Source organism: Streptomyces sp. NPDC050704, assembly GCF_040654355.1.
GTDB lineage: Bacteria > Actinomycetota > Actinomycetes > Streptomycetales > Streptomycetaceae > Streptomyces.
Genome location: NZ_JBFAHW010000035.1, coordinates 22,564 through 43,536 on the forward strand (window position 1 = coordinate 22,564; position 20,973 = coordinate 43,536).

The 20,973-nt window shown below is 71.2% G+C and carries 21 protein-coding genes and 1 pseudogene; 9 read left to right on the forward strand and 13 right to left on the reverse strand.

The features are described from left to right. Nucleotides 1–22 precede the first annotated feature (22 nt). Nucleotides 23–1,609 carry an apolipoprotein N-acyltransferase gene (lnt, locus tag AB0I18_RS21545; RefSeq protein WP_363107148.1) on the forward strand — a complete coding sequence of 529 codons (1,587 nt, stop codon included), beginning with the start codon at nucleotides 23–25 and terminating at the stop codon, nucleotides 1,607–1,609. Here the strand turns inward: lnt and AB0I18_RS21550 are convergent. Then, nucleotides 1,533–2,438: a Gfo/Idh/MocA family oxidoreductase gene (locus AB0I18_RS21550; protein WP_363107149.1), complete on the reverse strand. Its 906-nt coding sequence runs from the start codon at nucleotides 2,436–2,438 to the stop codon at nucleotides 1,533–1,535. The two genes, lnt and AB0I18_RS21550, sit on opposite strands and share 77 nt — an antisense overlap. 135 nt (nucleotides 2,439–2,573) lie before the next feature. On the opposite strand from AB0I18_RS21550, the pseudogene AB0I18_RS21555 reads away from it, so the two are divergent. The 3 genes and pseudogenes from AB0I18_RS21555 to AB0I18_RS21565 form a co-directional block, all read left to right on the forward strand. Continuing rightward, nucleotides 2,574–2,771: pseudogene (locus AB0I18_RS21555) on the forward strand (TetR/AcrR family transcriptional regulator); the annotation flags it as partial. Nucleotides 2,772–2,778: 7 nt separating this feature from the next. After that, nucleotides 2,779–3,291, forward strand: coding sequence for a DinB family protein (locus AB0I18_RS21560; protein WP_363107150.1), 513 nt, complete (start codon nucleotides 2,779–2,781; stop codon nucleotides 3,289–3,291). A 97-nt stretch (nucleotides 3,292–3,388) separates the two neighbouring features. Then, nucleotides 3,389–3,856, forward strand: coding sequence for a hypothetical protein (locus AB0I18_RS21565; RefSeq protein WP_363107151.1), 468 nt, complete (start codon nucleotides 3,389–3,391; stop codon nucleotides 3,854–3,856). Nucleotides 3,857–3,984: 128 nt separating this feature from the next. Here AB0I18_RS21565 and AB0I18_RS21570 read toward each other — a convergent pair whose 3' ends face one another. The 7 genes from AB0I18_RS21570 to AB0I18_RS21600 all read right to left on the reverse strand — a co-directional run bounded on the left by AB0I18_RS21570 (nucleotide 3,985) and on the right by AB0I18_RS21600 (nucleotide 10,378). Continuing rightward, on the reverse strand, nucleotides 3,985–4,548 hold the full coding sequence (locus tag AB0I18_RS21570) for a hypothetical protein (RefSeq protein WP_363107152.1): 564 nt from the start codon (nucleotides 4,546–4,548) through the stop codon (nucleotides 3,985–3,987). Nucleotides 4,549–4,872: 324 nt separating this feature from the next. Beyond that, nucleotides 4,873–5,556 (reverse strand): uracil-DNA glycosylase, encoded by a 684-nt coding sequence (locus tag AB0I18_RS21575; protein ID WP_363107153.1) that lies wholly within the window; start codon nucleotides 5,554–5,556, stop codon nucleotides 4,873–4,875. A 131-nt stretch (nucleotides 5,557–5,687) separates the two neighbouring features. Then, a complete protein-coding gene (locus AB0I18_RS21580) occupies nucleotides 5,688–7,268 on the reverse strand; it encodes an ABC transporter substrate-binding protein (protein ID WP_363107154.1) in 1,581 nt (526 codons plus the stop codon). Between the two features lie 239 nt (nucleotides 7,269–7,507). Further along, nucleotides 7,508–8,266, reverse strand: a complete 759-nt coding sequence (locus AB0I18_RS21585; protein ID WP_363107155.1) for an SDR family oxidoreductase — start codon at nucleotides 8,264–8,266, stop codon at nucleotides 7,508–7,510. A 17-nt stretch (nucleotides 8,267–8,283) separates the two neighbouring features. Beyond that, nucleotides 8,284–9,045 carry a 3-oxoacyl-ACP reductase FabG gene (gene fabG, locus AB0I18_RS21590; RefSeq protein WP_363107156.1) on the reverse strand — a complete coding sequence of 254 codons (762 nt, stop codon included), beginning with the start codon at nucleotides 9,043–9,045 and terminating at the stop codon, nucleotides 8,284–8,286. A 185-nt stretch (nucleotides 9,046–9,230) separates the two neighbouring features. Next, nucleotides 9,231–9,614, reverse strand: a complete 384-nt coding sequence (locus tag AB0I18_RS21595) for a DUF3037 domain-containing protein (protein ID WP_363107218.1) — start codon at nucleotides 9,612–9,614, stop codon at nucleotides 9,231–9,233. Nucleotides 9,615–9,622: 8 nt separating this feature from the next. Further along, nucleotides 9,623–10,378, reverse strand: a complete 756-nt coding sequence (locus AB0I18_RS21600; RefSeq protein WP_363107157.1) for a HipA family kinase — start codon at nucleotides 10,376–10,378, stop codon at nucleotides 9,623–9,625. Nucleotides 10,379–10,430: 52 nt separating this feature from the next. On the opposite strand from AB0I18_RS21600, the gene AB0I18_RS21605 reads away from it, so the two are divergent. Together AB0I18_RS21605 and AB0I18_RS21610 are read left to right on the forward strand one after the other, a co-directional pair. After that, complete coding sequence (locus tag AB0I18_RS21605) at nucleotides 10,431–12,542, forward strand: prolyl oligopeptidase family serine peptidase (RefSeq protein WP_363107158.1); 2,112 nt, start codon at nucleotides 10,431–10,433, stop codon at nucleotides 12,540–12,542. A 106-nt stretch (nucleotides 12,543–12,648) separates the two neighbouring features. Next, a complete protein-coding gene (locus tag AB0I18_RS21610; protein WP_363107159.1) occupies nucleotides 12,649–13,113 on the forward strand; it encodes a Rieske (2Fe-2S) protein in 465 nt (154 codons plus the stop codon). Here the strand turns inward: AB0I18_RS21610 and AB0I18_RS21615 are convergent. Then, nucleotides 13,106–13,750: a cysteine hydrolase gene (locus tag AB0I18_RS21615; RefSeq protein WP_363107160.1), complete on the reverse strand. Its 645-nt coding sequence runs from the start codon at nucleotides 13,748–13,750 to the stop codon at nucleotides 13,106–13,108. The genes AB0I18_RS21610 and AB0I18_RS21615 overlap by 8 nt on opposite strands. 101 nt (nucleotides 13,751–13,851) lie before the next feature. On the opposite strand from AB0I18_RS21615, the gene AB0I18_RS21620 reads away from it, so the two are divergent. Further along, nucleotides 13,852–14,319 (forward strand): pyridoxamine 5'-phosphate oxidase family protein, encoded by a 468-nt coding sequence (locus AB0I18_RS21620; protein WP_363107161.1) that lies wholly within the window; start codon nucleotides 13,852–13,854, stop codon nucleotides 14,317–14,319. A 38-nt stretch (nucleotides 14,320–14,357) separates the two neighbouring features. Here the strand turns inward: AB0I18_RS21620 and AB0I18_RS21625 are convergent, their stop codons facing one another. Continuing rightward, nucleotides 14,358–15,260, reverse strand: a complete 903-nt coding sequence (locus tag AB0I18_RS21625; RefSeq protein WP_363107162.1) for a LysR family transcriptional regulator — start codon at nucleotides 15,258–15,260, stop codon at nucleotides 14,358–14,360. Between the two features lie 38 nt (nucleotides 15,261–15,298). Here AB0I18_RS21625 and AB0I18_RS21630 point away from each other — a divergent pair, with 38 nt between their 5' ends. Beyond that, a complete protein-coding gene (locus AB0I18_RS21630) occupies nucleotides 15,299–16,282 on the forward strand; it encodes a DMT family transporter (protein WP_363107163.1) in 984 nt (327 codons plus the stop codon). A 49-nt stretch (nucleotides 16,283–16,331) separates the two neighbouring features. Here AB0I18_RS21630 and AB0I18_RS21635 read toward each other — a convergent pair whose 3' ends face one another. After that, the gene (locus AB0I18_RS21635) at nucleotides 16,332–17,663 is read right to left on the reverse strand and encodes an aminotransferase class I/II-fold pyridoxal phosphate-dependent enzyme (RefSeq protein WP_363107164.1); all 1,332 of its coding nucleotides are present in this window, start codon (nucleotides 17,661–17,663) and stop codon (nucleotides 16,332–16,334) included. Nucleotides 17,664–17,764: 101 nt separating this feature from the next. Between AB0I18_RS21635 and AB0I18_RS21640 the strand changes: the two genes are divergently transcribed. Then, on the forward strand, nucleotides 17,765–18,442 hold the full coding sequence (locus AB0I18_RS21640; protein WP_363107165.1) for a pyridoxamine 5'-phosphate oxidase family protein: 678 nt from the start codon (nucleotides 17,765–17,767) through the stop codon (nucleotides 18,440–18,442). Between the two features lie 291 nt (nucleotides 18,443–18,733). Here AB0I18_RS21640 and AB0I18_RS21645 read toward each other — a convergent pair whose 3' ends face one another. Together AB0I18_RS21645 and AB0I18_RS21650 are read right to left on the reverse strand one after the other, a co-directional pair. Beyond that, nucleotides 18,734–19,726 (reverse strand): EamA family transporter, encoded by a 993-nt coding sequence (locus AB0I18_RS21645; protein WP_363107166.1) that lies wholly within the window; start codon nucleotides 19,724–19,726, stop codon nucleotides 18,734–18,736. Between the two features lie 219 nt (nucleotides 19,727–19,945). Beyond that, complete coding sequence (locus AB0I18_RS21650) at nucleotides 19,946–20,956, reverse strand: EamA family transporter (protein ID WP_363107167.1); 1,011 nt, start codon at nucleotides 20,954–20,956, stop codon at nucleotides 19,946–19,948. Nucleotides 20,957–20,973: the final 17 nt, after the last annotated feature.

Consider the following 20,973-nt stretch of genomic DNA (forward strand, 5'->3'; position numbering starts at 1 on the left):
CAGGGGTCGAGGGAGGCGCTGCATGAAGCTGTCCGCCACTGACTGGCGCCGACGTCTCGGCTCCCCCTGGTGGCGCGGCGCCGCGGCCGCGTTCGCCGGTGCGCTGCCGATGCTGAGCTTTCCCGCGCCGTCCCTGTGGTGGTTCGCGTACGTCGCGCTGGTGCCGTGGATCCTGCTCGCGCGCTCGGCCCCGACCGGGCGGCGGGCGGCGTACGACGGCTGGCTCGGCGGGTTCGGCTTCATGCTGGCCGTGCACCACTGGCTGCTGCCGAGCCTGCACGTCTTCACCCTCGTCCTGGCGGCGCTGCTCGGCGCGCTCTGGGCTCCGTGGGGCTGGCTCGTACGCCGGTTCCTGGCCGGTGTGCCCTCGCTCGGGCAGGTGGTGGCCGCCCTCTTCGTGCTGCCCTCGGGCTGGCTGATGGTCGAACTCGTGCGCTCCTGGCAGGGGTTGGGCGGTCCATGGGGTCTGCTCGGGTCGAGCCAGTGGGACGTGGAGCCCGCGCTGCGGCTGGCCTCGGTGGGCGGGGTGTGGCTGCTCAGCTTCCTGATCGTGGCCCTGAACGTCGCGGTCGCCGTGCTCATCGCGGTACGACAGGCCCGTATCCCCGCCATCGCCGGACTGGTCGCGACGGCCGCCGCCACCTCGGCGGCCTGGGCCTGGTCACCGCGCCCGGACATCGACGGCCGGGTACGGATCGCCGTCGTGCAGCCCGGCGTCATCGACGGCATCAGCAGCGCCCAGCAGCGGTTCGCCCGCGAGGAGGCGCTCACCCGGCAGCTGGTCGGACAGGACGTGGACCTGGTCGTGTGGGGCGAGAGCAGCGTTGGCTTCGACCTCGCGGGACGGCCCGACCTCGCGGACCGGATCGCCTCGCTCTCCCGCAAGGTCGAAGCGGACATCCTGGTCAACGTGGACGCGCGCCGCTCCGACCGTCCCGGCATCTACAAGAGTTCGGTGCTCGTGGGCCCGCAGGGCCCGACCGGCGACCGCTACGACAAGATGCGGCTCGTGCCCTTCGGGGAGTACGTCCCGGCCCGTGCCGTCCTCGGCTGGGCCACCTCCGTGGGCAAGGCGGCGGGCGAGGACCGTATGAAGGGCACCGAGCAGTTGGTGATGAACGCCGGTGACGGACTGCGGGTGGGCCCGATGGTCTGCTTCGAGTCGGCGTTCCCCGACATGAGCCGCCATCTCGCGCGGGACGGCGCCGAGGTGCTGCTCGCACAGTCGGCGACCTCGACGTTCCAGCAGAGCTGGGCGCCCGAGCAGCACGCGTCGCTGGCGGCGCTGCGGGCCGCCGAGACGGGCCGGCCGATGGTGCACGCGACGCTCACCGGCGTCTCCGCGGTCTACGGTCCGAGCGGCGAGCGCGTCGGCTCCTGGCTCGGCACCGGCGCGAGCGCGTCCGCGGTGTACGACGTGCCGTTGGCCCACGGGGTCACGCCGTACGCACGGTTCGGCGCGTGGCCGGTGTACGCGGCCCTGCTGATCCTGGCCTCTCTGTGCGCCAGGGAGGGCCTGCGGTCGGTGCGGCTCAGGCGGACCTCTCCAGCACCGCCCGTACGACCCGCTCGCACAGCTCATGGGTCGCCAGCGCGTCCCGGGCGCTGAGCACCTTGCCCGCGCGCACGGCGTCGAGGAAGGCGAGTACCACCTGCTCGATGCCGCGCTGTCTGGCCACCGGTACCCAGTCGCCGCGCCGCCTGGTGGTCGGCTGCCCCTTGTGGTCGATGACCTCGGCGAGGTTGACGACCTGACGCTTCGTGTCCTGCCCGGACACCTCCAGGATCTCCTCGTTGGAGCCGCTCAGCCGGTTCATCACGCCGAGCGCCGTGAACCCGTCCCCGGCCAGCTGCAGCACGACATGATGCAGCAGCCCGCCCTCGACGCGGGCCCGCACGGTCACGTCGTCGACCGGTCCCGGCGCCAGGAACCGCAGCGTGTCCACGACATGGATGAAGTCGTCGAGGATCATCGTGCGGGGCCGCTCCGGCAGGCCGACGCGGTTCTTCTGCATCAGGATCAACTCGCGCGGGTGGTCGGCGCACTGCGCGTATCCGGGTGCGTAACGCCGGTTGAAGCCCACGGCCAGGCTGGTGTTCCGCGCCTCGGCGAGCTCCACCAGGCGTTCGCTGTCGGCGAGTTCGTACGCGATCGGCTTGTCGACATACGTGGCCACGCCCGCATCGAGGAGCCGGGTCACGATGTCGGGGTGCGCGTCCGTCGGCGCGTGTACGAACGCCGCGTCGAGGTCCTGCGCCAGCAGTTCGGCGAGGTCGGTGTACCGCCGTTCGCCCGGGATGTGGAAGCTGTCGGCGACCCTGGTGAGGGTGGCGGGCGTCCGCGTGTGCAGGTGCAGTTCGACCTCCGGCCGGGTGGTGAGCACCGGCAGATACGCCTTCTGCGCGATGTCGCCGAGTCCGATGCAGCCGACCTTCACAGGGGTCTCCTCTAACGGGTGCCTGCGCCCATGGAGTTCGTCCATGGCGTGCGCCTACGGGATGCCTACGCGTGTCTCGTCGGAAGCATACGGCGACCGCGGTGGCCGCCAGTCGGCGATTCCGTCGAAACTCCGCACGTTCTGTCGCTGGTGGCCTGGTCGGACGGGCTGATGTTCTCGTGCGCGGCGGGTTCGTTCCACGCGGAGGTGCCCGCACTCGATGAAGTGCCGGACGGGCTGCGGGAGTTGCTGCACGGGATGCTGGGCAGGACCGGCCGACGACGGGAGGCGGGCGGGCAGAGCGTGCGAGGGCACGTCGATTCTCCGCGATGATTCGGGCATGACGACTGAGCGCAGCGAACCCGCCACCGACGCCGGCGAGAGAGCCATGCTGGAGGGCTGGCTCGACTACCACCGCGAAACCCTCGCCCGGAAATGCGAGGGCCTGAACGACGCCCAGCTCAGGACCGCCTCGATCGAGCCCTCCGAACTCTCCCTGCTCGGCCTCGTACGGCACATGTCGGAGGTGGAGCGCATCTGGTTCCGCAAGGTGCTGGCGGACGACGACCCGGGCCCGCTCTACTTCAGCGACGACGACAAGGACGGCGAGTTCCACCTCACCGAGGAGGACACCTGGGCCGAGGCGTACGGCACCTGGCAGCGGGAGATCGGAATCGCCCGGCGGAACGCGGCGCGCTTCGCCCTGGACGACATGTCCGTGGGCAGGAGCGGGACCACCGGCAAGCTCTTCAGCCTGCGATGGCTCTACACCCACATGATCGAGGAGTACGCGCGCCACAACGGCCACGCCGACCTGCTCCGCGAACGGATCGACGGCACCACCGGCGACTGAACCTCCGGGACGGACGCGTCGCCGGACGTTCACCCATGTGGGGCATCCTCCGCTTGTCAGCTCCCCAAATCCGGCCGGACACAGCAGAGTTGCGCGGGTGCATCGAACCACGACCACCGCAACGCTCCTGGTCACCATGGCTGTCTCGGCCGTCTCGGGCTGTGTGACCGTCCAGCGACCCCCTTCGCCCGGCGTACCGTCCGTGCCGTCCCCGGTCTCGGAGCCGCGCCCGGACGGCAGTGCCGAGCCCCAGGTGGTGCAGGCTCCGGCCCGCGAGGCACTGGAACTCATCGGCCCGTCCCGACGCCCCGCGGCTCCCCCGTCCACGCCCCGCCGGGCGGCTCCGCCGGCTCCCGCCACGGCCCCGGCGGCCCCTCCGCGCCACGTCCCCGCCGATCCGCCGCGGCGCCCTGAACCGCCGCGGCCGGATCAGCGCACCGTCCCACGGCTGCCGGCGCAGGCCGGTCCGGTGGAGACGGACGTGTGCGCCCTGGGCCGGAAGTACGGGGGGTGGCAGGCGGACAGCCCGCAGTCGGTGATCTGCAAGGACACGTACGGTCGCTGACGGCCCCGGGCAAGGCCCAGACGCACGGCCCGCCGCGAGTACGCGCCGAACACCACTCCTTGCACCGAACGCCGCTGCTTCCCCACGGAAATCCGTCAGAAGCTCCCTGGGTGTACTGCCCTGAGAGGTCAGGGCCGCTGTCGCGGCGGCCCCAGCGTCTCCCCGCCCGGCCCTCTCCGGTGGCCCGGCGTCGGTTCGGATGTCCCGCCCGACGGGCCCTCCTGGTCGAGGGTGAGTTCCAGTCGGGCGATCCCCGCCCGGATCCCGTCCCCGTAGGCATCGTCTCCGAGGACGTCCACGGTGGCACGCGCCCGGCGCAGATGGCTGCGGGCGGCCTCGGAGCGGCCGAGCTTCACGTAGTCGGCGGCGAGGTTCAGATGCAGGGAGGGGTAGAAGGCGCGCACCGCGAGCGACCGGTGGTGCTCCGCGACGCGGTCGTCGGTGAGTTCGTCGGCGGCCGACAGGGCCCGCAGATCCCAGGCGAGCTCGTCGGAGGGGTCGTCCTGGGTGTCGGCCATGTAGTGCGCGAGGGTGCAGCGGTGCAGCGGGTCGCCGTCCTCGCCGATCTCCGCCCACAGGTCCAGGAAGCGGCTGCGGGCCTCCTCCCGGTCACCTCCGTGGAAGAGCATGAGGACCTGACCGATCCTGGTCATCATCGCGTCCGCCGCCGCCTGCTCCTGTTGCTCCGCCACCGGTCGTCCTCCGCGCTCGTCCGCCGGTCACCGCCCACGCGCCGACCGTTGCCGCCTCTCCCGACGCTAACGGCAGGCACTGACAATCGAGCTCAGGCGGCCCCGCACGCCGCTGGGCCAGGCCGGTGACGGACGGACGGCCGGCGACGGACCGACGGCAACCCGCGGGTAGGCCGAGGACCGACGACGGGACGACGGCTCGGCCGACGACCGCCGCACCCGCACCCAGGTCGGAACCCGGACCCGGACCCGCGTTCAGCGGCGCCGAGCCGGATACGCCGCCGGACCTGACCTCACGTACCCCATGTATCCCGCGCCCCCGGGTCAGCCCAGATTCGGGATCCGCCAGTCGATCGGGGCGTGGCCCTGCTTGGCGACCGCCTCGTTGATCTGTGTGAAGGGACGCGAGCCGAAGAACTTCTTCGCGGACAGCGGCGAGGGGTGCGCCCCCTTCACCACGATGTGCCGCTCCTCGTCGATGAGCGGGAGCTTCTTCTGCGCGTAGTTGCCCCAGAGCACGAAGACCGCCGGGTCGGGCCGCCCGGCCACGGCCCGGATCACCGCGTCCGTGAACTTCTCCCAGCCCTTGCCCTTGTGCGAGTTGGCCTCCCCGCCGCGGACCGTGAGCACCGCGTTGAGCAGCAGGACACCCTGCTCGGCCCACGGCATCAGATAGCCGTTGTCCGGCACCGGGTGGCCGAGCTCCTCCTTCATCTCCTTGTAGATGTTGCGCAGCGAGGGCGGCGTCCGCACACCAGGGCGGACCGAGAAGCACAGGCCATGGCCCTGGCCCGCACCGTGGTACGGGTCCTGGCCGAGGACGAGCACCTTGACACTCTCGTACGGCGTCGCGTCGAGCGCGGCGAAGACCTCCTCGCGAGGCGGGTGGACGGGACCCTTCTCGCGCTCCCCCTCGACGAACTCGGTGAGCTCCTTGAAGTAGGGCTTCTGCAGCTCTTCGCCCAGGACGCCGCGCCAGGACTCGGGCAGCATGGCGGTGTCGGTCACGTCAACTTCCTCCGGTGTGCGCTCACTTCACGGCCGCAGAGTGTGCGGCCATGGGCGGCCGCGCGAGGCGCGACCACCGTCAGAGCACAGAACCTACAGGCGCCCACTGACAATCCGGCCCGACGGCGGGGTTACCAGCTGGTCTTCCAGTAGAGCTCCCACATCGCCATCATCGTCGCCGGGTCGATGGCCACCTCGGCACCGCCGATCTCCTCGTTCGCGGCCACGTGCTGCTTGCCCTGCCACAGGGGCAGCAGCCGGGCATCGTCCAGGAGGATCTGCTGGGCCGCCTCGAACTCCGCGGCCACGGCCCCGCGGTCGCTCTCCTGGCGCGACGCGGGCAGCAGCTCGTCGGTGATCTCAGGTGTGTCGTACGGGGTACCGAGCGCGTTCTGCTCGCCCACGAAGGGGGCGATGAAGTTGTCGGCGTCGGGGAAGTCCGGGAACCAGCCGCGCCCGAACACCGGGTACTCGCCCTTCTGGTACCCCTCCACGTATGTCTTCCACGGGCGGCTCTTGAGCGTGACGGTGAACAGCCCGGAGCCCTCCAGCTGCCGCTTCAGCTCCTCGAAGGCCGGCTTGGTCTGGGAACCGTAACGGTCGGACGTGTACCAGAGGGTGAGCGGGACGCGCCCGGTGATGCCGTCCTCCGCGAGGATCTGCTTGGCCTTGGCGGAGCTGGGCTCCCCGAAGTCGTTGAAGAAGCCGGTGGTGTGCCCCACCAGTCCCTTGGGGATCATGGAGTACAGCGGTTCGACGGTGTCCTTGTAGATGTTGTGGGCGAGCGCCGGACGGTCGACGACCTGGGCGATCGCCTTACGGACCGCGGGCTTCTTGGACCACGGGTCCTTGGGGTTGAACACCAGGTAGCTGATCTCGGTGGTGGGGTTCTCGAGGAGCTGGAGCCCCTGCTCCTCACCGTTGTCCTGGATGTCCACGATGTCCGAGGCGCGCAGGCCGCGGTAGATGACGTCGACGTCCTTGGCCTTGATGGCGTCGGCCACCTGGGACGACTCCTTGAAGTAGCGAATCGTGACGGCGTTGTTCCGGCGGTCCGCGATGCCCTTGTAGTTGCCGTTCCTGACGAGCTCGGCCTGCTTGCCCTCCTCGTAGGACTCCAGGCTGTACGGCCCCGAGCCGGAGATCTTGCCGTCCTTGCGGAGTTCGTCCGCGGGGTACTCCTCGGGGTCCACGATCGACATGGCGGGCGTGGAGAGCACGAAGGGGAAGGTCGCGTCGGGCTGGTTCAGATGGAAGACGACCTCACGGTCGTTCTTCGCCTCGACCCGGGAGAGGCTGCTCAGCAGGCCGGCGGGGCCGCCGTTGACGTTGATCTTCTTGATCCGGTCGATGGAGTGCTTGACGGACTGCGCGTCCAGCTTGTGTCCATCGGAGAACTTCAGCCCGTCGCGGAGTTTGCAGCTGTACACCTTGCTCGAACTGTCGGTGAAGGCGCAGCTCTCGGCGGCGTCGGGCTCGGGCGCGGACGCCCCGGTGGGGAAATTCAGCAGGGTCTGGTGGACGTTGCGGAACAACTCCCACGAGTTGTCCCAGGAGGCCGCCGGATCCAGTGTGCTGGGCTCACTGGTCGTCCCCACGACGATCGGCCGTCCCTCGTCGGAGGAGTCCGAGGAGAAGACGCCACATCCGGCGACCAGGGCTATGGACGTGGTCGCCCCCAAGTGCCGCAGGTATTTGTCCCGCTTGTACACGCGCACGCTCCTCGATCGCCACTACCACAAGGGTGGCCAGACGATACCGCAGCACCCGGCCGGACGTATCTTCACCCTGGCAGGGCTCTTGATCAGCGGGTATGTGCGTAACGTGATGGAACGGTGCCCTAACCTCGCGGGCCCCCGACCTGAGAGTGCCCGCGCGGATTCGGCCAGGCCGCCCGGGCACCCTCCCCCGAGCTCACGGCTCCGCGCGGGCAGCGGGAATCCGGTCGGCGTCAGCCGACCCCGGCATTCAGGAAGATGCCGCCGTCGACGACGAGCGTCTGGCCGGTGACCCAGTCCGACTGCTCCGAGGTGAGGAACGCGGCGGCACCGCCGATGTCCGACGGCACGCCGAGCCGGCCGAGGGGATAGGCCGCGGCCGCCTCCGCCTCACGGCCCTCGTACAGGGCCTTGGCGAACTGGGTCTTGACGACGGCGGGTGCGATGGAGTTGACCCGCACCCTGGGTGCGAACTCGTGCGCCAGCTGGAGCGTCAGGTTGATCATGGCGGCCTTGCTGATGCCGTACGCGCCGATGAACGGTGAGGCCGAGACGCCGGCGACGGAAGAGATGTTGACGATCGCGCCGCCGTTGTCCTTCTGCCAGGCGTGCCAGGTCCGCTGGGCGAAGCCGAGCGCCGAGACGACGTTGGTCTCGAAGACCTTGCGTGCCACGTTGAGGTCGAGGTCGGCGATCGGCCCGAACACCGGGTTCGTACCGGCGTTGTTGACCAGGAAGTCGACGCGGCCGAACGCCTCCATGGTGCGCTCGACGGCGACGGCCTGGTGGGCCTCGTCGTGGGCCTTGCCCGCGACGCCGATGACACGGTCGGCGCCGAGCTTCTCGACGGCCTCCTTGAGCGCGTCCTCGTTGCGGCCGGTGATGCACACCCGGTCGCCGCGGGCGAGGAGCGCCTCGGCGACTCCGTATCCGATGCCGCGGCTCGCGCCGGTGACGAGGGCGACCTTGCCCGAGAGTTCCACAGTGGTCATGTCCCTGTCCTCCAGCCCTAGTTGAGCGGTCCGCCGGCCACGTACAGCACCTGGCCGGAGACGAATCCGGCGGCGTCGCCCGTGAAGAAGGCGATCGCGTTGGAGATGTCGTCCGGGTTGCCGACGCGCTGGACCGGGATCTGGGTGGCGGCCGCGGCCTGGAACTCCTCGAAGCCCATACCGACCCGCTCGGCGGTGGCGGCGGTCATGTCGGTCACGATGAAGCCGGGGGCGACGGCGTTCGCGGTGACGCCGAACTTGCCGAGCTCGAACGCGAGCGTCTTGGTGAAGCCCTGCAGACCGGCCTTGGCGGCCGAGTAGTTGACCTGGCCGCGGTTGCCGAGCGCCGAGGACGAGGAGAGGTTGACGACGCGGCCGAACTTGGCGTCCACCATGTACTTCTGGACGGCGCGCGTCATCAGGAAGGCGCCGCGCAGGTGCACGTTCATGACCGTGTCCCAGTCGGACGCGCTCATCTTGAACAGCAGGTTGTCGCGGAGCACGCCCGCGTTGTTCACCAGGATCGTCGGCGCGCCGAGCTCCTCGGCGATCCGTGTCACCGCGGCCTCGACCTGCGCCTCGTCGGAGACGTCGCAGCCCACCGCGATCGCCTTGCCACCGGCGGCGGTGATCTTCTCCACGGTGTCCTTGCACGCGGACTCGTCGAGATCGATCACGGCGACGGCACGGCCCTCGGCGGCCAGTCGTACGGCGGTCGCGGCGCCGATGCCGCGCGCGGCACCGGTGACTACGGCGACGCGCTGCTCAGTGGTGGACATTGCTGGTTCTCCTCGCCCTTGAAAAGCCCTGGGAAAGCCCCGGGAAAGCCCTGGCTCGCACGGTACACCCCGCCAGTGAGCGACCGCTTAGTACCTTCAGCAGAGGTGACGCTAGAAGCCCTGGCACCCGGTGTCAACGGGCCACCCGGTGCATGTGATCCATCCCCCGACCGGCCTGTGACGCATTACCTGACCAGCAGGTCGAGCAGCCGGTCCGCCTCCGCCGCCGGATCCGCCGTGAGCCCGGTGTGCACCGGCCCGGGCTGGACGACCGTGGAGCGGGGCGCGATGGCCCAGCGGAAGCGCCGCCCCGCGTCGTCGTCCGCGGCCTGGCCCGCCGCCGCGCCGCCCGCGCAGATCCCCTCGACGGCGCCGAGAGCGGCCCGCACACCGGCCACGTCCGCGGCCGGGTCCAGCGCCCGCAGCTTGCCCTCGTCCAGATGCGTACGGGCCGCGACGAAGGACCGGGCGCGGCAGTACACCAGCACTCCGGCGTTGAAGCACTCGCCGCGTTCCACCCGCGGTACGACCCTCAGCAGCGCGTACTCGAAGACGTCCCGCTCACTCACCCGTCCGCTCACTTCTCCCCCTTGACCCGCTCGTGGATGACGGCGGCGCGCGCGAGCAGCGGCTCCGCGTACGCCTGCCGCAGGTCGTCCGCCGTGTCGAAGCCGGGTTCGCCCGCGAGCCACTCGTCGGGGATCTCGGCGGTCACCTCGGTGAGCAGCTCCTCCGTGACCAGCGGCGCCAGCTCCGCGGCGGCGGCGGCGATGTCCGGGCCGAAGGGCGCGAGGGCGTGGTCGGAGGCGTCGTACGGCCTGGCCGCGGAGGCCTGCGCGGAGGGCCAGTTGTGGTGCCAGATCATGGTGGCGCCGTGGTCGATGAGCCACAGATCGCCCTGCCACATCAGCAGGTTGGGGTTCCGCCACGATCGGTCGACATTGTTGACCAGCGCGTCGAACCAGACGACCTTCCCGGCTTCTTCCGGGCTCACCCGGTGCGCGAGGGCGTCGAATCCGATCGCCCGGGAGAGAAAGTCCATCCCGAGGTTCAGCCCGCCGCTCGACTTGAGCAATCCCTGCACTTCCTGGTCCGGTTCGCCGAGCCCGATGACCGGATCGAGCCCGATCGTGACGAGGCCGGGCACGCGCAGCCCCAGGCGACGGGCCAGTTCACCACAGACGACCTCCGCGACGAGCGTCTTGCGCCCCTGTCCCGCGCCGGTGAACTTCATGACGTACGTTCCGAGATCGTCGGCCTCGACGAGCCCCGGCAGCGAGCCGCCCTCACGCAACGGCGTGATGTAGCGGGTCGCGCTGACTTCCTTGAGCATCGCCCCAGGTTACTGGGGCGTTCCCCCGTCCACTCACGCGAAGGGATCACTTGTGACCGCCGAAGACCTGCCCCTGCAGCACGCCCGCACGAAACGCTTCTCCCTCGGCACGCCCCGCGGCTTCACCGTCTCGCCCGACGGCGACCGCGTGCTCTTCCTGCGCACCGCGAGCGGCCGCTCCACGACGGCCCGGCTGTGGCTCCACGAGGACGGCGAGGAGCGGCTCCTCGCCGATCCGCTCGCCCTCGGCGACGACGGAGAGATCCCGGAGGCCGAGCGGATCCGCCGCGAACGGGCGCGCGAGACGACCGGCGGAATCGTCTCGTACGCCACCGACGCGGCGGTCCGCCTGGTCGTGTTCGCGCTTTCGGGCGCCCTCTGGGTTGTGCGCACGGACGAGGGCGTACCGCGCCTGATCCGTACCGCGGGCCCGGTCGTCGCCCCGCGCCCCAGCCCCGACGGCTCCCGCATCGCGTACGTGAGTGACGGTGCCCTCCGCGTCGTACGCGCCGACGGCACGGCCGACCGCGCGCTGGCCAGGCCGGAGACCGCGGAGGTGACGTACGGCCTGTCCGACCACGTCTCGTCCGAGTCGCTGAACCGTTCCCGGTCCTTCTGGTGGTCGCCGGACGGGGACGCCCTGCTGGTGGTCCGGGTCGACAACTCGCCGGTCCAGCGCTGGTACATCAGCGACCCGGCGGACCCCACCCGCCCGCCGCGCTCGGTCCGCTACCCGGCCGCCGGCACCGCCAACGCGGAGCTGTCGCTGCACATGGTCGGACTCGACGGCGACCGTGTCGACGTGCGCCTGCCCAAGGAGGCCGATTCGCATCCGGCCGGCGAGTGGACCGACGCCGCCTTCGAGTACGTCGTGCAGGCGGGCTGGGGCGACACCGGCCCCTTCGCCGTCGTGCAGACCAGGGACCAGCGCTCGGCGTATCTGCTCCGGATCGAGCCGTCGACCGGTTCGACCACGAGGCTGCACCACCAGCGGGACGCCGCCTGGCTGGAGTTCGTGCCCGGAACACCGGCCCCCATGGCCGGCACCGGGCTAGTCGTCACCACCCAGGAGGAGATCCGCGGACTGCTGATGACCGGCAGCGGGGTCCGCACCCCCGAGGACATGTACGTCCGCGAGCTGCTCGGTGTCGTGGGCGAGCGGCTCTTCTTCACGGCGAGCCAGGAGCCGACCGAGGCCCACGTCTGGTCGTACGACCCGGAGAACGGCTTCGCGCGGCTGACCGACGAGCCGGGCGTGCACACCGCCGCCGTCGGCGGCGACACCGTCGTGCTGGACAGCCGGACGCTCGACGGCCAGACGGTGACCGTACTGCGGGCCGGCGAACCGGCCGGGCGGATCCAGGTGCTGACCGAACGGCCCGTGACCGAACCGCGCCCCCGCTTCCTGACCCTCGGCGAGCGCGAACTGCGAGCGGCGCTGTACCTGCCGAAGGAGTACGAGCCCGGAGCGGGCCGCCTCCCGGTGATCGTGCACTCGTACTCGGGGCCCGGCCTGCAGACCGTTGTGCGGGCGACCGCCTGGCATCACGCCGTGAACCAGTGGTTCGCCGACCAGGGCTTCGCGGTGCTGACCGTCGACGGGCGCGGCACTCCCGGGCGCGACCGGGCCTGGGAGACCGCCATCCACGGCGACCAGTTGACGCCCGTGGTCGAGGACCAGGCGGACGCCGTACGCGCGGCGGCGGAGCTCTTCCCGGAGTTGGACACGAGCCGGGTGGCCATCCGCGGCTGGTCCTTCGGGGGCTACCTGGCGGCCGGGGCCGTGCTGCACCGGCCGGACGTCTTCCACGCGGCCGTGGCGGGTGCGGCGCCGACCGATCTGCGGCTGTACGACACGCACTGGAAGGAACGCTTCCTGGGGCATCCGGACGTCCAGCCGGAGAACTACGAACGCTGCTCCCTGGTGGCGCACGCGCACAAGCTCACACGTCCGTTGATGCTCACCCATGGGATGGCCGACGACAATGTGGCGTCGGCACACATGCTGCGGTTCTCGGCGGCGCTGCTCGCGGCGGGCCGGCCGCACACGGTGCTCCCGCTGCCCGGTGCGACCCACCTGGTCACACAGGAAGGCGTGATAGACACCCTGCTCCGGCTGGATCTCGATTTCATCAAGAAGTCGCTGAACCGTGGCACCGCCTGAACTGCGCGGCTGACGTACCCGTACCCCTTGTTGGATCAACGCACGACCGCACGTCCACAAAAAAGCATATCTGTACATCTGCACATCTGTGGAAGGGACCGCCACTATGTCCAGCGAATCGCTTCAGCCTGCGCCGACGCTCTGCCGTCGCACTCTCCTGGCGGCACTGGGAGGGGCCGGGCTCGCCGCCACGCTGACCGCGTGCGGGGGCTCCGACGACAGCTCGTCCGGCTCCGCCGGCTCATCGGAATCCTCCGGCTCGGGCTCCTCCGGCTCTTCCGGCGGTGAAGCGCTGGCCAAGACCAGCGAGATCCCGGAGGGCGGGGGCAAGGTCTTCGCGGACCAAGGCGTGGTCGTCACCCAGCCGACGGCCGGCGACTTCAAGGCCTACTCGACCGTGTGTCCGCACCAGAAACAGCGGGTGAACAGTGTGGACAACGGCGTCATCACCTGCCCCGCCCACGGCAGCCAGTTCAGCGTCACGGACGGCAGCGTCGAGAAGGGGCCCGCGACCAGTGGACTGACCGCCGCGAAGGTCATGGTCGATGGAGACTCGATCATGCTCATGTGATCCTGCGCGGACGTTTGAGACAGGCCAGCACCTCGTCCGTGGTGGTGACGGTGGCCACCAGGGCGAGCGTGTTGCGGATCATCGCGGGGGTGTAGTCGGAGGGCACCCCCGCGATGGCGTCCCTGGGCACGACGACGGTGTAGCCGCGGTTCACGGCGTCGAACACGGCGTTGGGGACGGCCACATTGGCCGAGACGCCCGTGACGATGAGTGTGCGGCAGCCGAGGTTGCGCAGCAGCGCGTCGACGTCGGTGCCCGCGAGGGGCGACAGTCCGTGCAGCCGGCGTACGACGAGATCCTCGTCGGCGACCTCGATGGGCGGCGCGACGCGTACCGCGGCCGTCCCCGTCAGCTGCCGCACCGGCAGGCGTTCGGCAGCGCGGAACAGCCGGGCGTTGTGGTTGGCGCCCCTCCCGTCGGGACGGCGCTCGGCGATCGCGTGGATCACCTGGACGCCGCTCTCGTGGGCGCCGGCGACGAGCCGGGCGACCTGGGCGAGCGCGCCCGAGGCACGGGCCTCCTCGGCGAGTTCGGGCAGCGCGCTGTCCGGACCGACGACCCCCTGCTGGCACTCTACGGTCAGCAGGACCGTGGTCACGGGGTCGAGGAGTTCGCTGAGCTCTTCGTACGACGGCATGGCTTCCCCCTGGCGCGGTGGCCGGTGAGCGTAGCCAGCATTGCGCGTGAACGGAAGACGGCTCATGCTTTCCTGACGCCTAGTCAGAAACGAGGGCACACATGGCCGTTACCCAGCGCCGAGGCCGAAGGATCATGATGACCCCGGGGGAACTGGACGAGTTCCTCACCACCCAGCGCTCCTGCCGCGTCGCGACCGTGTCGACCGACGGCGCCCCGCACGTGAGCACGCTCTGGTTCGCCTGGGACGGCAGGTCGCTCTGGCTGTACTCGATCACCCGCAGCAAGCGGTGGGCCGACCTGCGACGCGATCCGCGGATCGCCGTGGTGGTCGACACCGGCGAGGAGTACGGCGAGCTGCGGGGGGTCGAGTTGTCGGGCACCGTCGAGTTCGTCGGCGAGGTCCCGCGTACGGGCGAGCCGTGCCCCGAACTCAACGCGGTGGAGCGGCTGTTCGCCCGCAAGAACTTCGGCCTGGACGAGACGCCGCACGACGGACGGCACGCGTGGATGCGGCTCACGCCGGCGGCCGTCGCGTCGTGGGACTTCCGCAAGCTCGCTTCCCCGTGAGAGGAAGGGCGGCGAAAGTGAGGTGAGACGGGGCCGGCCTACTCGACCGCACCTCCCGCCGAACGCAACGCCTCCACCGCTGCCCTGATCGACGGCCGGCGGTCCGCGTCCGCGCGCCACACCGCGTACACATCCCTGCTGACGCGGGGCCGCACCGGCACGGTGCGCACGCCGGCCGGCATGGGATCGCGCCCGAGCCGGGGCGCCACGCACACGCCGAGTCCCGCCCCGACGAGGGCGAGCTGGGTGTGGTGCTCCTGCGCGCGGTGGGCGATCACCGGCTCGATCCCCTTGGCCCGCAACGTGAGCATCAGCCACTCGTGGCAGAACTCGCTCTCCCCCCAGGTGATCCACTCGTCCTCGGCGAAGTCTTCGAGGTTCACCGAGTCGCGGTCGGCGAGCGGATGACCGGCGGGCATCGCCAAATCCGCGGGGTCGTCGAGGAGTGAGGCCTTGACGAGCCCTTCGGGCACGGGCAACGGCTTGTTGTACCAGTCCAGTACGACAGCCAGGTCGAGGTCCCCTCGGAGCACCCCGGCGACACCGGCCTCGGGCTCCAGCTCCCGCGAACGGACGCACAGCCCCGGGTGCTTCGCCCGCAGCTCGGCGAGCGCGGCGGGAAACAGCCCGCGCGCGGCGGTCGGGAACGCTGAGATCCGCAACTCCCCGACCACCTGGCCGCGTTGCGCCTCCAGGTCGGACTGGGCCAGCTCGACCTGGGACAGAATGCGCGCCGCATGGTCGGCGAGCAGCCGTCCCGCGTCGGTGAGCCGCACCCCTCGCCCGTTCTTGGCGAGGAGCTGCTGCCCCACCTCGCGCTCCAGTTTGGACATCTGCTGGGACACGGCCGAGGTGGTCACGTGCAGCCCCTCGGCCGCGCCACTGACCGAGCCGTGCCGGGCGAGGGCGTCGAGCGTGCGCAGGCGCTCCAGGTTCAACATGTAAGCAATACTACGAGATACCGCTCGACAAATCTCGCTTGTGCTACGAGATCGTCTCCGCCATCGTGGCTCCCATGAGCGCCGTCACCGAGCCCCGTATCTCTCCGGCCCCGCCCCTCTCCCCCGCATCGCGCCGTCACCCCGCCCGCGACTGGCGTGTCCGCTTCGGCGTCCTGACGCTGATCTGGGGCTTCAGCTTCCTCCTGATCAAGGTCGGCACGCAGGGGTACGCGCCCTTCCAAGTGACGCTCGGGCGGCTGGTGTTCGGCACCCTGGTGCTCGCGGTCGCGATGGTCTGGAAGCGGGAGCGGCTGCCTCGCGGGGCCCGGACCTGGGTGCATCTCACGGTCTCGGCGTTCCTGATCAACGCCCTGCCCTGGTCGCTGTTCGCGTACGCCGAGCTGACGATCCCGTCCACGCTGGCGGGGATATGCAACGCGACCTCGCCACTGTGGGGCATGACCCTGTCACTGGTCGCCCTCTCCGAGGACCGGCCCACCCGGCGCCGGGTCGCCGGTCTCGGCATCGGCTTCCTCGGTGTGCTGACCGTCCTGGGCGCCTGGCAGGGCTTCCACGGCCTGGATGCGGCGGGCATGGCGATGGCGCTGCTGGCCTCGCTCAGCTACCCGGTCGGCTGGATCTACGTCCGCCGCACACTGGCCGGCTCCAGCCATTCGAACCTGTCACTGAGCGGCGCCCAACTGCTGCTGGGGACCGCCCAGTTGGCCGTGGTCACACCACTGTTCACCACGCTGCCGACCCGACTCGCGGTGGTTCCGCTGCTCGCGATCGTCGCGCTCGGTGTCCTGGGCACGGGCGTCGCCATGCTGGTCCAGTACGGCCTGGTCGCCGAGATCGGCCCGACGACGGCCCAGATGGTCACGTACTTCATCCCGGTCATCGCCACCGCCGCGGGCGTCGCGATCCTCGGCGAGTCGCTGAGCTGGTCGACGCCGGTGGGCGCGGTCATCGTGCTGGCGGGTGCGGCGCTCACCCAGTCGAGGCCCAAGGCTTCGACGTAACCCCACCGCCCGGATACTTCGGATCACCGCACCCCGACTCACACGTGAGTCAGACGTAACGCCGCTCGGGCGCCGATCCGACAGCCGTGGCGACCGTGTCAGCGACCGCCCCGACCTCGTGCGGTTCCAGCGTCGACACGGTGATCCGCAGCCCGGGCGGCGCGCTCATCCGGAAGCGGGCGCCGGGCGCGACGGCCCAGCCGGCGTGCAGCAGCCGCGCGACGGCCCCGGTCTCGTCCGGCACCGGCACCCACACGTTCATCCCGCTGCGCCCGTACGCCGCGACACCGCGCTCCGCGAGCGCGCCGATGAGCGCGTCCCGCCGCTGCCCGTACACCGCCGCCACGGCTCGCGCGTCCACCGCACCGCTCGACCACAGCTGCACGACGGCCCGTTGCAGCAGCCGGCTCACCCACCCAGGACCCAGCCGCTGCCGCCCCTGCACCCGGTCCAAGGTGACGGAGTCGCCCGTGAGCACGGCCAGCCGCAGATCGGGCCCGTACGCCTTGGCGACCGAGCGGGTGAAGGCCCAGTGCCGGGTGACCCCCGCCAGCGGGTGCAGGGGCAGGTCGACGATGCGATAACCGTGGTCGTCCTCGATGAGCAGGGTCTGCGGGTACTCCGCGAGGACGGAACGCAACGCACGCGCTCGCGTGGCGCTCACCGCCGCGCCGAGCGGGTTCTGCGCCCGGTCGGTGACGATCAGGGCACGCGCCCCCGCCGCCAGTGCGGCTCGTACGTCGTCCGGCAGCGGCCCGTCGTCGTCGACGCCGACCGGCACCGCCCGCAGCCCGAGCGACGGCACCAGATCGAGCACACTGCGCCAGCCGGGATCCTCGACGGCGACCGCGTCCCCGGGTCTGAGATGGGCGGCCAGCACGCGCTGCATGGCGTCGAGCGAGCCCGAGGTGACCACGACCGGCCCGTCCGGCACGCCGTCCGCATCCAGGTCCGCGCGCGCGATCCGCGCCAACTCCGGTTCCACGGCGGCCTCTCCGTAGAGCACCGGCTCGCGGTCCGCGTACGCGGCGGCCTCCGCGAACGCCTCGGCCAGCGCGGGCAACAGGGCCGGATCCGGATTGCCGTCGGACAGGTTCCGCACCCCGGCCGGCACATCGAGCCGCGACAGCTCACGGGCCGTGGTCACCGGCTTGGGCCGTACGCGACTGCCGCGCCGGCCCGCCGTCTCGATGACCCCGCGCTCCCGCAGGGTGCGATACGCGGCCGCGACGGTATTGGGATTCACGCCCAGTCGGCCCGCCAACTCCCGCATGGGCGGAAGCAGTTGACCGGGCTCCAGCTCCCCCGCGCCCACCGCACCCTCGACGCTCGCCGCAATCTCGGCTGCACGCTTGCCCTCGATCCGATACTCTCCTAGCACAAAGTACAGTATGCACTAGTGCAATAAGCCGCGCAAGGTGAACGGCGTACCCGCAAGACGCATACGCGAGAACAGACCGCAACGGAGACCTGGAGAACGCCATGACGGAGACGGCCGCCCCGCATCCCGCCACGTACACCCCGACCGACCGCACCATCCCCACCCGTTCCGCGAAGCGCGCCGCGTACGACCACGAGATGGTGCACTCGATCCTCGACGAGGGGTACGTCTGCCACCTGGGCTTCGTCCGGGACGGGTCGCCGGTCGTGCTGCCCACGCTGTACGGCCGGGTCGGCCGGCACCTCTACCTGCACGGCTCGACGGGTTCGCGCCCGCTCCGGATGGCGGGCCAGGCGGACCCGGGTCTGCCGGTCTGCGTCACCGTGACGCATGTGGACGGTCTGGTGCTGGCCCGCTCGGCCTTCCACCACTCGCTCAACTACCGCTCGGTGGTGGTGCACGGCATCGCCCACCAGGTGACGGACCCGGAAGAGAAGCGGGAGGCCCTGGACGCGCTGGTCGACCAGGTGGTGCCCGGCCGGTCGGACGACTCCCGGCCCGCCAACGCCAAGGAGCTGGCCGCCACCGCCGTACTCCGCCTCGACCTCGCCGAGGTCTCCGCCAAGCTGCGCACCGGCGGTCCGAACGACGAGCCCGAGGACCTCGGCCTGCCGCACTGGACCGGCGTCCTCCCCGTCCGCAAGGGATACGGCACCCCGGTCCCGGCCGACGACCTGGCCCCCGGCATCGGCATACCGGACTATCTGGCGGTGCTCTGAAATCCCAGTACGCGAATGTCACGCCGGATGAAATCCAGGACCGCGTTGTGGCCGAACTCGTCACGAGAGGCGGTCCGGGTGACGCGGCGGCGCGGGAGCACCGGCTGCGGTGGCGCGCGGCCGGTGACGCCGGGGCGGCGCCGGACTCCTCGGCGGTGACCCGCCGGGTGGGCCCTACGGGGTGGGGCCCACCCGGCCGGTACCGGCACAACCCGCCGGAGCAGTCCACCGGAGCAGCCTGTCGGCAGTCCATCGGAGCAGCCCGCCTGAACAGCCGGCCGAAGGGGCCCGTCAGAGCACCGCCGGCTCCTCCTCCCGCGCCCTCCGCACGTTCCCCGCATCCCTTGTCTCCGCGACCGCGAGCCCCGCGACCGACCCGAGCATCAGCAAGGTGCCCATGACGGTCGCCGCGGTCAGCCGTTCGCCGAGCAGTCCGACGGCCAGCACCGCCGCGCTCACCGGCTCGATGAGCATGATCACGGAGACGGTGGCCGAGCGGACGACGGCGGCGCCGGCGAAGTACAGGGCGTAGGCGAGAGCGGTCGGGACCGCGGCGATGTACGCCAACAGCGCGACGGCCTGGGCAGGTTCGGCGGTGTGCGGTACCAAACCCTCGGCCATACCGAAGGGCAGCAGGCACAGGGCCGTGACGGCGAACGCGCCCACGGTGGTGGCGGAGACGTCGGCGTCACCGCCACGCCCCCACCACCGGGTCAGCAGCGTCATCACGGAGTACCCGACGGCGGACAGGACCGCGAGCACGACACCCCACGGCCGGACCGTCGTGCCCCCGCTGCCCAGGACCAGCACCACGAGCCCGGCGAGGGCCCCGGCGACGGCGGCGACACCGCCGCGCCCGAGCCGCTCCCCCATGGCCAGCCGCGCCCCGAGCGCGATGAGCACGGGCCCCGCGCCGAGGGTGACGACGGTGGCCACGGCCAGTCCGGTGGCTTCGACGGCGGCGAAGTACGCGGTCTGGAAGACGGCGAGCGCCAGACCCGTGACACCGGTCCGCAGCAGCCTCGTTCGAAGGGGAAGGCGAAGGCGAAGGTTCCGGCGCGGGTTCGGGCGTTCGGTGGAGCGCGGCCGGCGCCGCAGCGGCCGAACGGCGAGCAGTAGGACGAGCCCGGCCGCGCAACGCCAGAAGGACAGGGCGACGGGACCCATGTCGCTCACGCGGTAGACGAGCGAGGCGGCCGCGCCCGCGGTGCCCCAGGCGGCGCCGGCGACGGTCAGATAGAGGAGGCCTCGCCCGACGGGCAGGCCGGAAACAGCATTCGACACGTGTTCTCTCCGCAGATGCACAGAAGTTCGCTGAAGGACCGCGTCGCGCTGCGTGCGTCGTGCCTACGGGCACAGGGCACGTCAGTACGGAAGGTCCTCGGACTTCGTCTGCGGGCAGCACCGTTCCGCCCGGCCGGTCGCCGGGCAGGGGTTCCGGAGGGCCCGCCTCAGGCGGCCGGAGGCGGCAGAACGCGCGCGTCGGAATGCATGATCGACAGCCTAGGTGGCGCTGCCCCGGGCCGACAACTCCCTTTCGGCGTCGCCTCCGCCGCTCGCCACGGCCGTCTTCGGGGCCTTGGCGGGCGTCGACGACTGCGCGATGAACGCGCCGCACAGGACCACCGCGCCGCCGACGATCTGCGGCGTCGACAGGTGCTCCCCGAGCAGTACCCAGGCGAGCACGGTCGCGATGACCGCTTCGAGACAGGCGACGACGCCGGCCACCTGCGGCGAGAGCCGGCGCACGGACAGCACACCGGTCATGTAGGCGACGACGGTCGCGATCAGCACGATCCAGCCCAGCAGCAGCGAGGCCGCGACGGACGTGCCGTCCATGTCGGCGCTGCCCCGCAGGACCGACCAGTCCATCCCCCACGGCCGGGCGACGGCCGTCAGGACGAGCGTGCCGACGAGCAGCCCGTACGCGATGACGCCGAGCGGGTCGGGGGCTTCCTCACCGGCGTCGCCGCCGTGGTCGGACAGGACGAAGTAGCCGACCTGGCAGCAGGCCGCGCCGAGCGCGAGGAGCAGTCCCAGGGCGTCGAAGCTCAGCCCGGACCACACCTCGACGACGCAGGCGAGGCCGCCGACGGCGAGTACGACGCCGAGGGCCGCGGCACGCGTCACCGGCCGCCGCTGCACGAACCGCACCCAGCCGAGGACCAGCGCCGGCGCCAGGTACTCGACGAGCAGCGCGACCCCGACAGGAATCCGGGAGATGGCGGCGAAGTAGCAGGCCTGGACACCGGCCACGGCAAGCAGTCCGAACCCGGCGAGCAGCGCGGGGCGTCGGCGCAGCAGTCCCCGGTGGCGCACGGCCAGCGGCAGCATCAGCAGAGCGGCACCCGCGACGCGCAGCCACACCACGTGAAGCGGGTCGAGCCCCGCCTCGATCAACGGCTTGGCTGCGACACCTGATCCCCCGAAGGCGACCGCCGACATGAGCGCGAGGCCTAGTCCGACGCCCCTCCCCCGGTTGCCCTGACTGCTCTCAGACGTATGCACCGCCACATGATGGCAGGCGAAGA

What these genes read in the sequence shown, in the direction of transcription:
- AB0I18_RS21620 (WP_363107161.1), top strand. Translation starts at nt 13,852, where the DNA reads ATGGCCGTTACCCAGCGCCGAGGCCGAAGGATCATGATGACCCCGGGG.
- AB0I18_RS21585 (WP_363107155.1), bottom strand. Translation starts at nt 8,266, where the DNA reads ATGACCACTGTGGAACTCTCGGGCAAGGTCGCCCTCGTCACCGGCGCG.
- lnt (WP_363107148.1), top strand. Translation starts at nt 23, where the DNA reads ATGAAGCTGTCCGCCACTGACTGGCGCCGACGTCTCGGCTCCCCCTGG.
- AB0I18_RS21625 (WP_363107162.1), bottom strand. Translation starts at nt 15,260, where the DNA reads ATGTTGAACCTGGAGCGCCTGCGCACGCTCGACGCCCTCGCCCGGCAC.
- AB0I18_RS21640 (WP_363107165.1), top strand. Translation starts at nt 17,765, where the DNA reads ATGACGGAGACGGCCGCCCCGCATCCCGCCACGTACACCCCGACCGAC.
- fabG (WP_363107156.1), bottom strand. Translation starts at nt 9,045, where the DNA reads ATGTCCACCACTGAGCAGCGCGTCGCCGTAGTCACCGGTGCCGCGCGC.
- AB0I18_RS21610 (WP_363107159.1), top strand. Translation starts at nt 12,649, where the DNA reads ATGTCCAGCGAATCGCTTCAGCCTGCGCCGACGCTCTGCCGTCGCACT.
- AB0I18_RS21600 (WP_363107157.1), bottom strand. Translation starts at nt 10,378, where the DNA reads ATGCTCAAGGAAGTCAGCGCGACCCGCTACATCACGCCGTTGCGTGAG.
- AB0I18_RS21615 (WP_363107160.1), bottom strand. Translation starts at nt 13,750, where the DNA reads ATGCCGTCGTACGAAGAGCTCAGCGAACTCCTCGACCCCGTGACCACG.
- AB0I18_RS21560 (WP_363107150.1), top strand. Translation starts at nt 2,779, where the DNA reads ATGACGACTGAGCGCAGCGAACCCGCCACCGACGCCGGCGAGAGAGCC.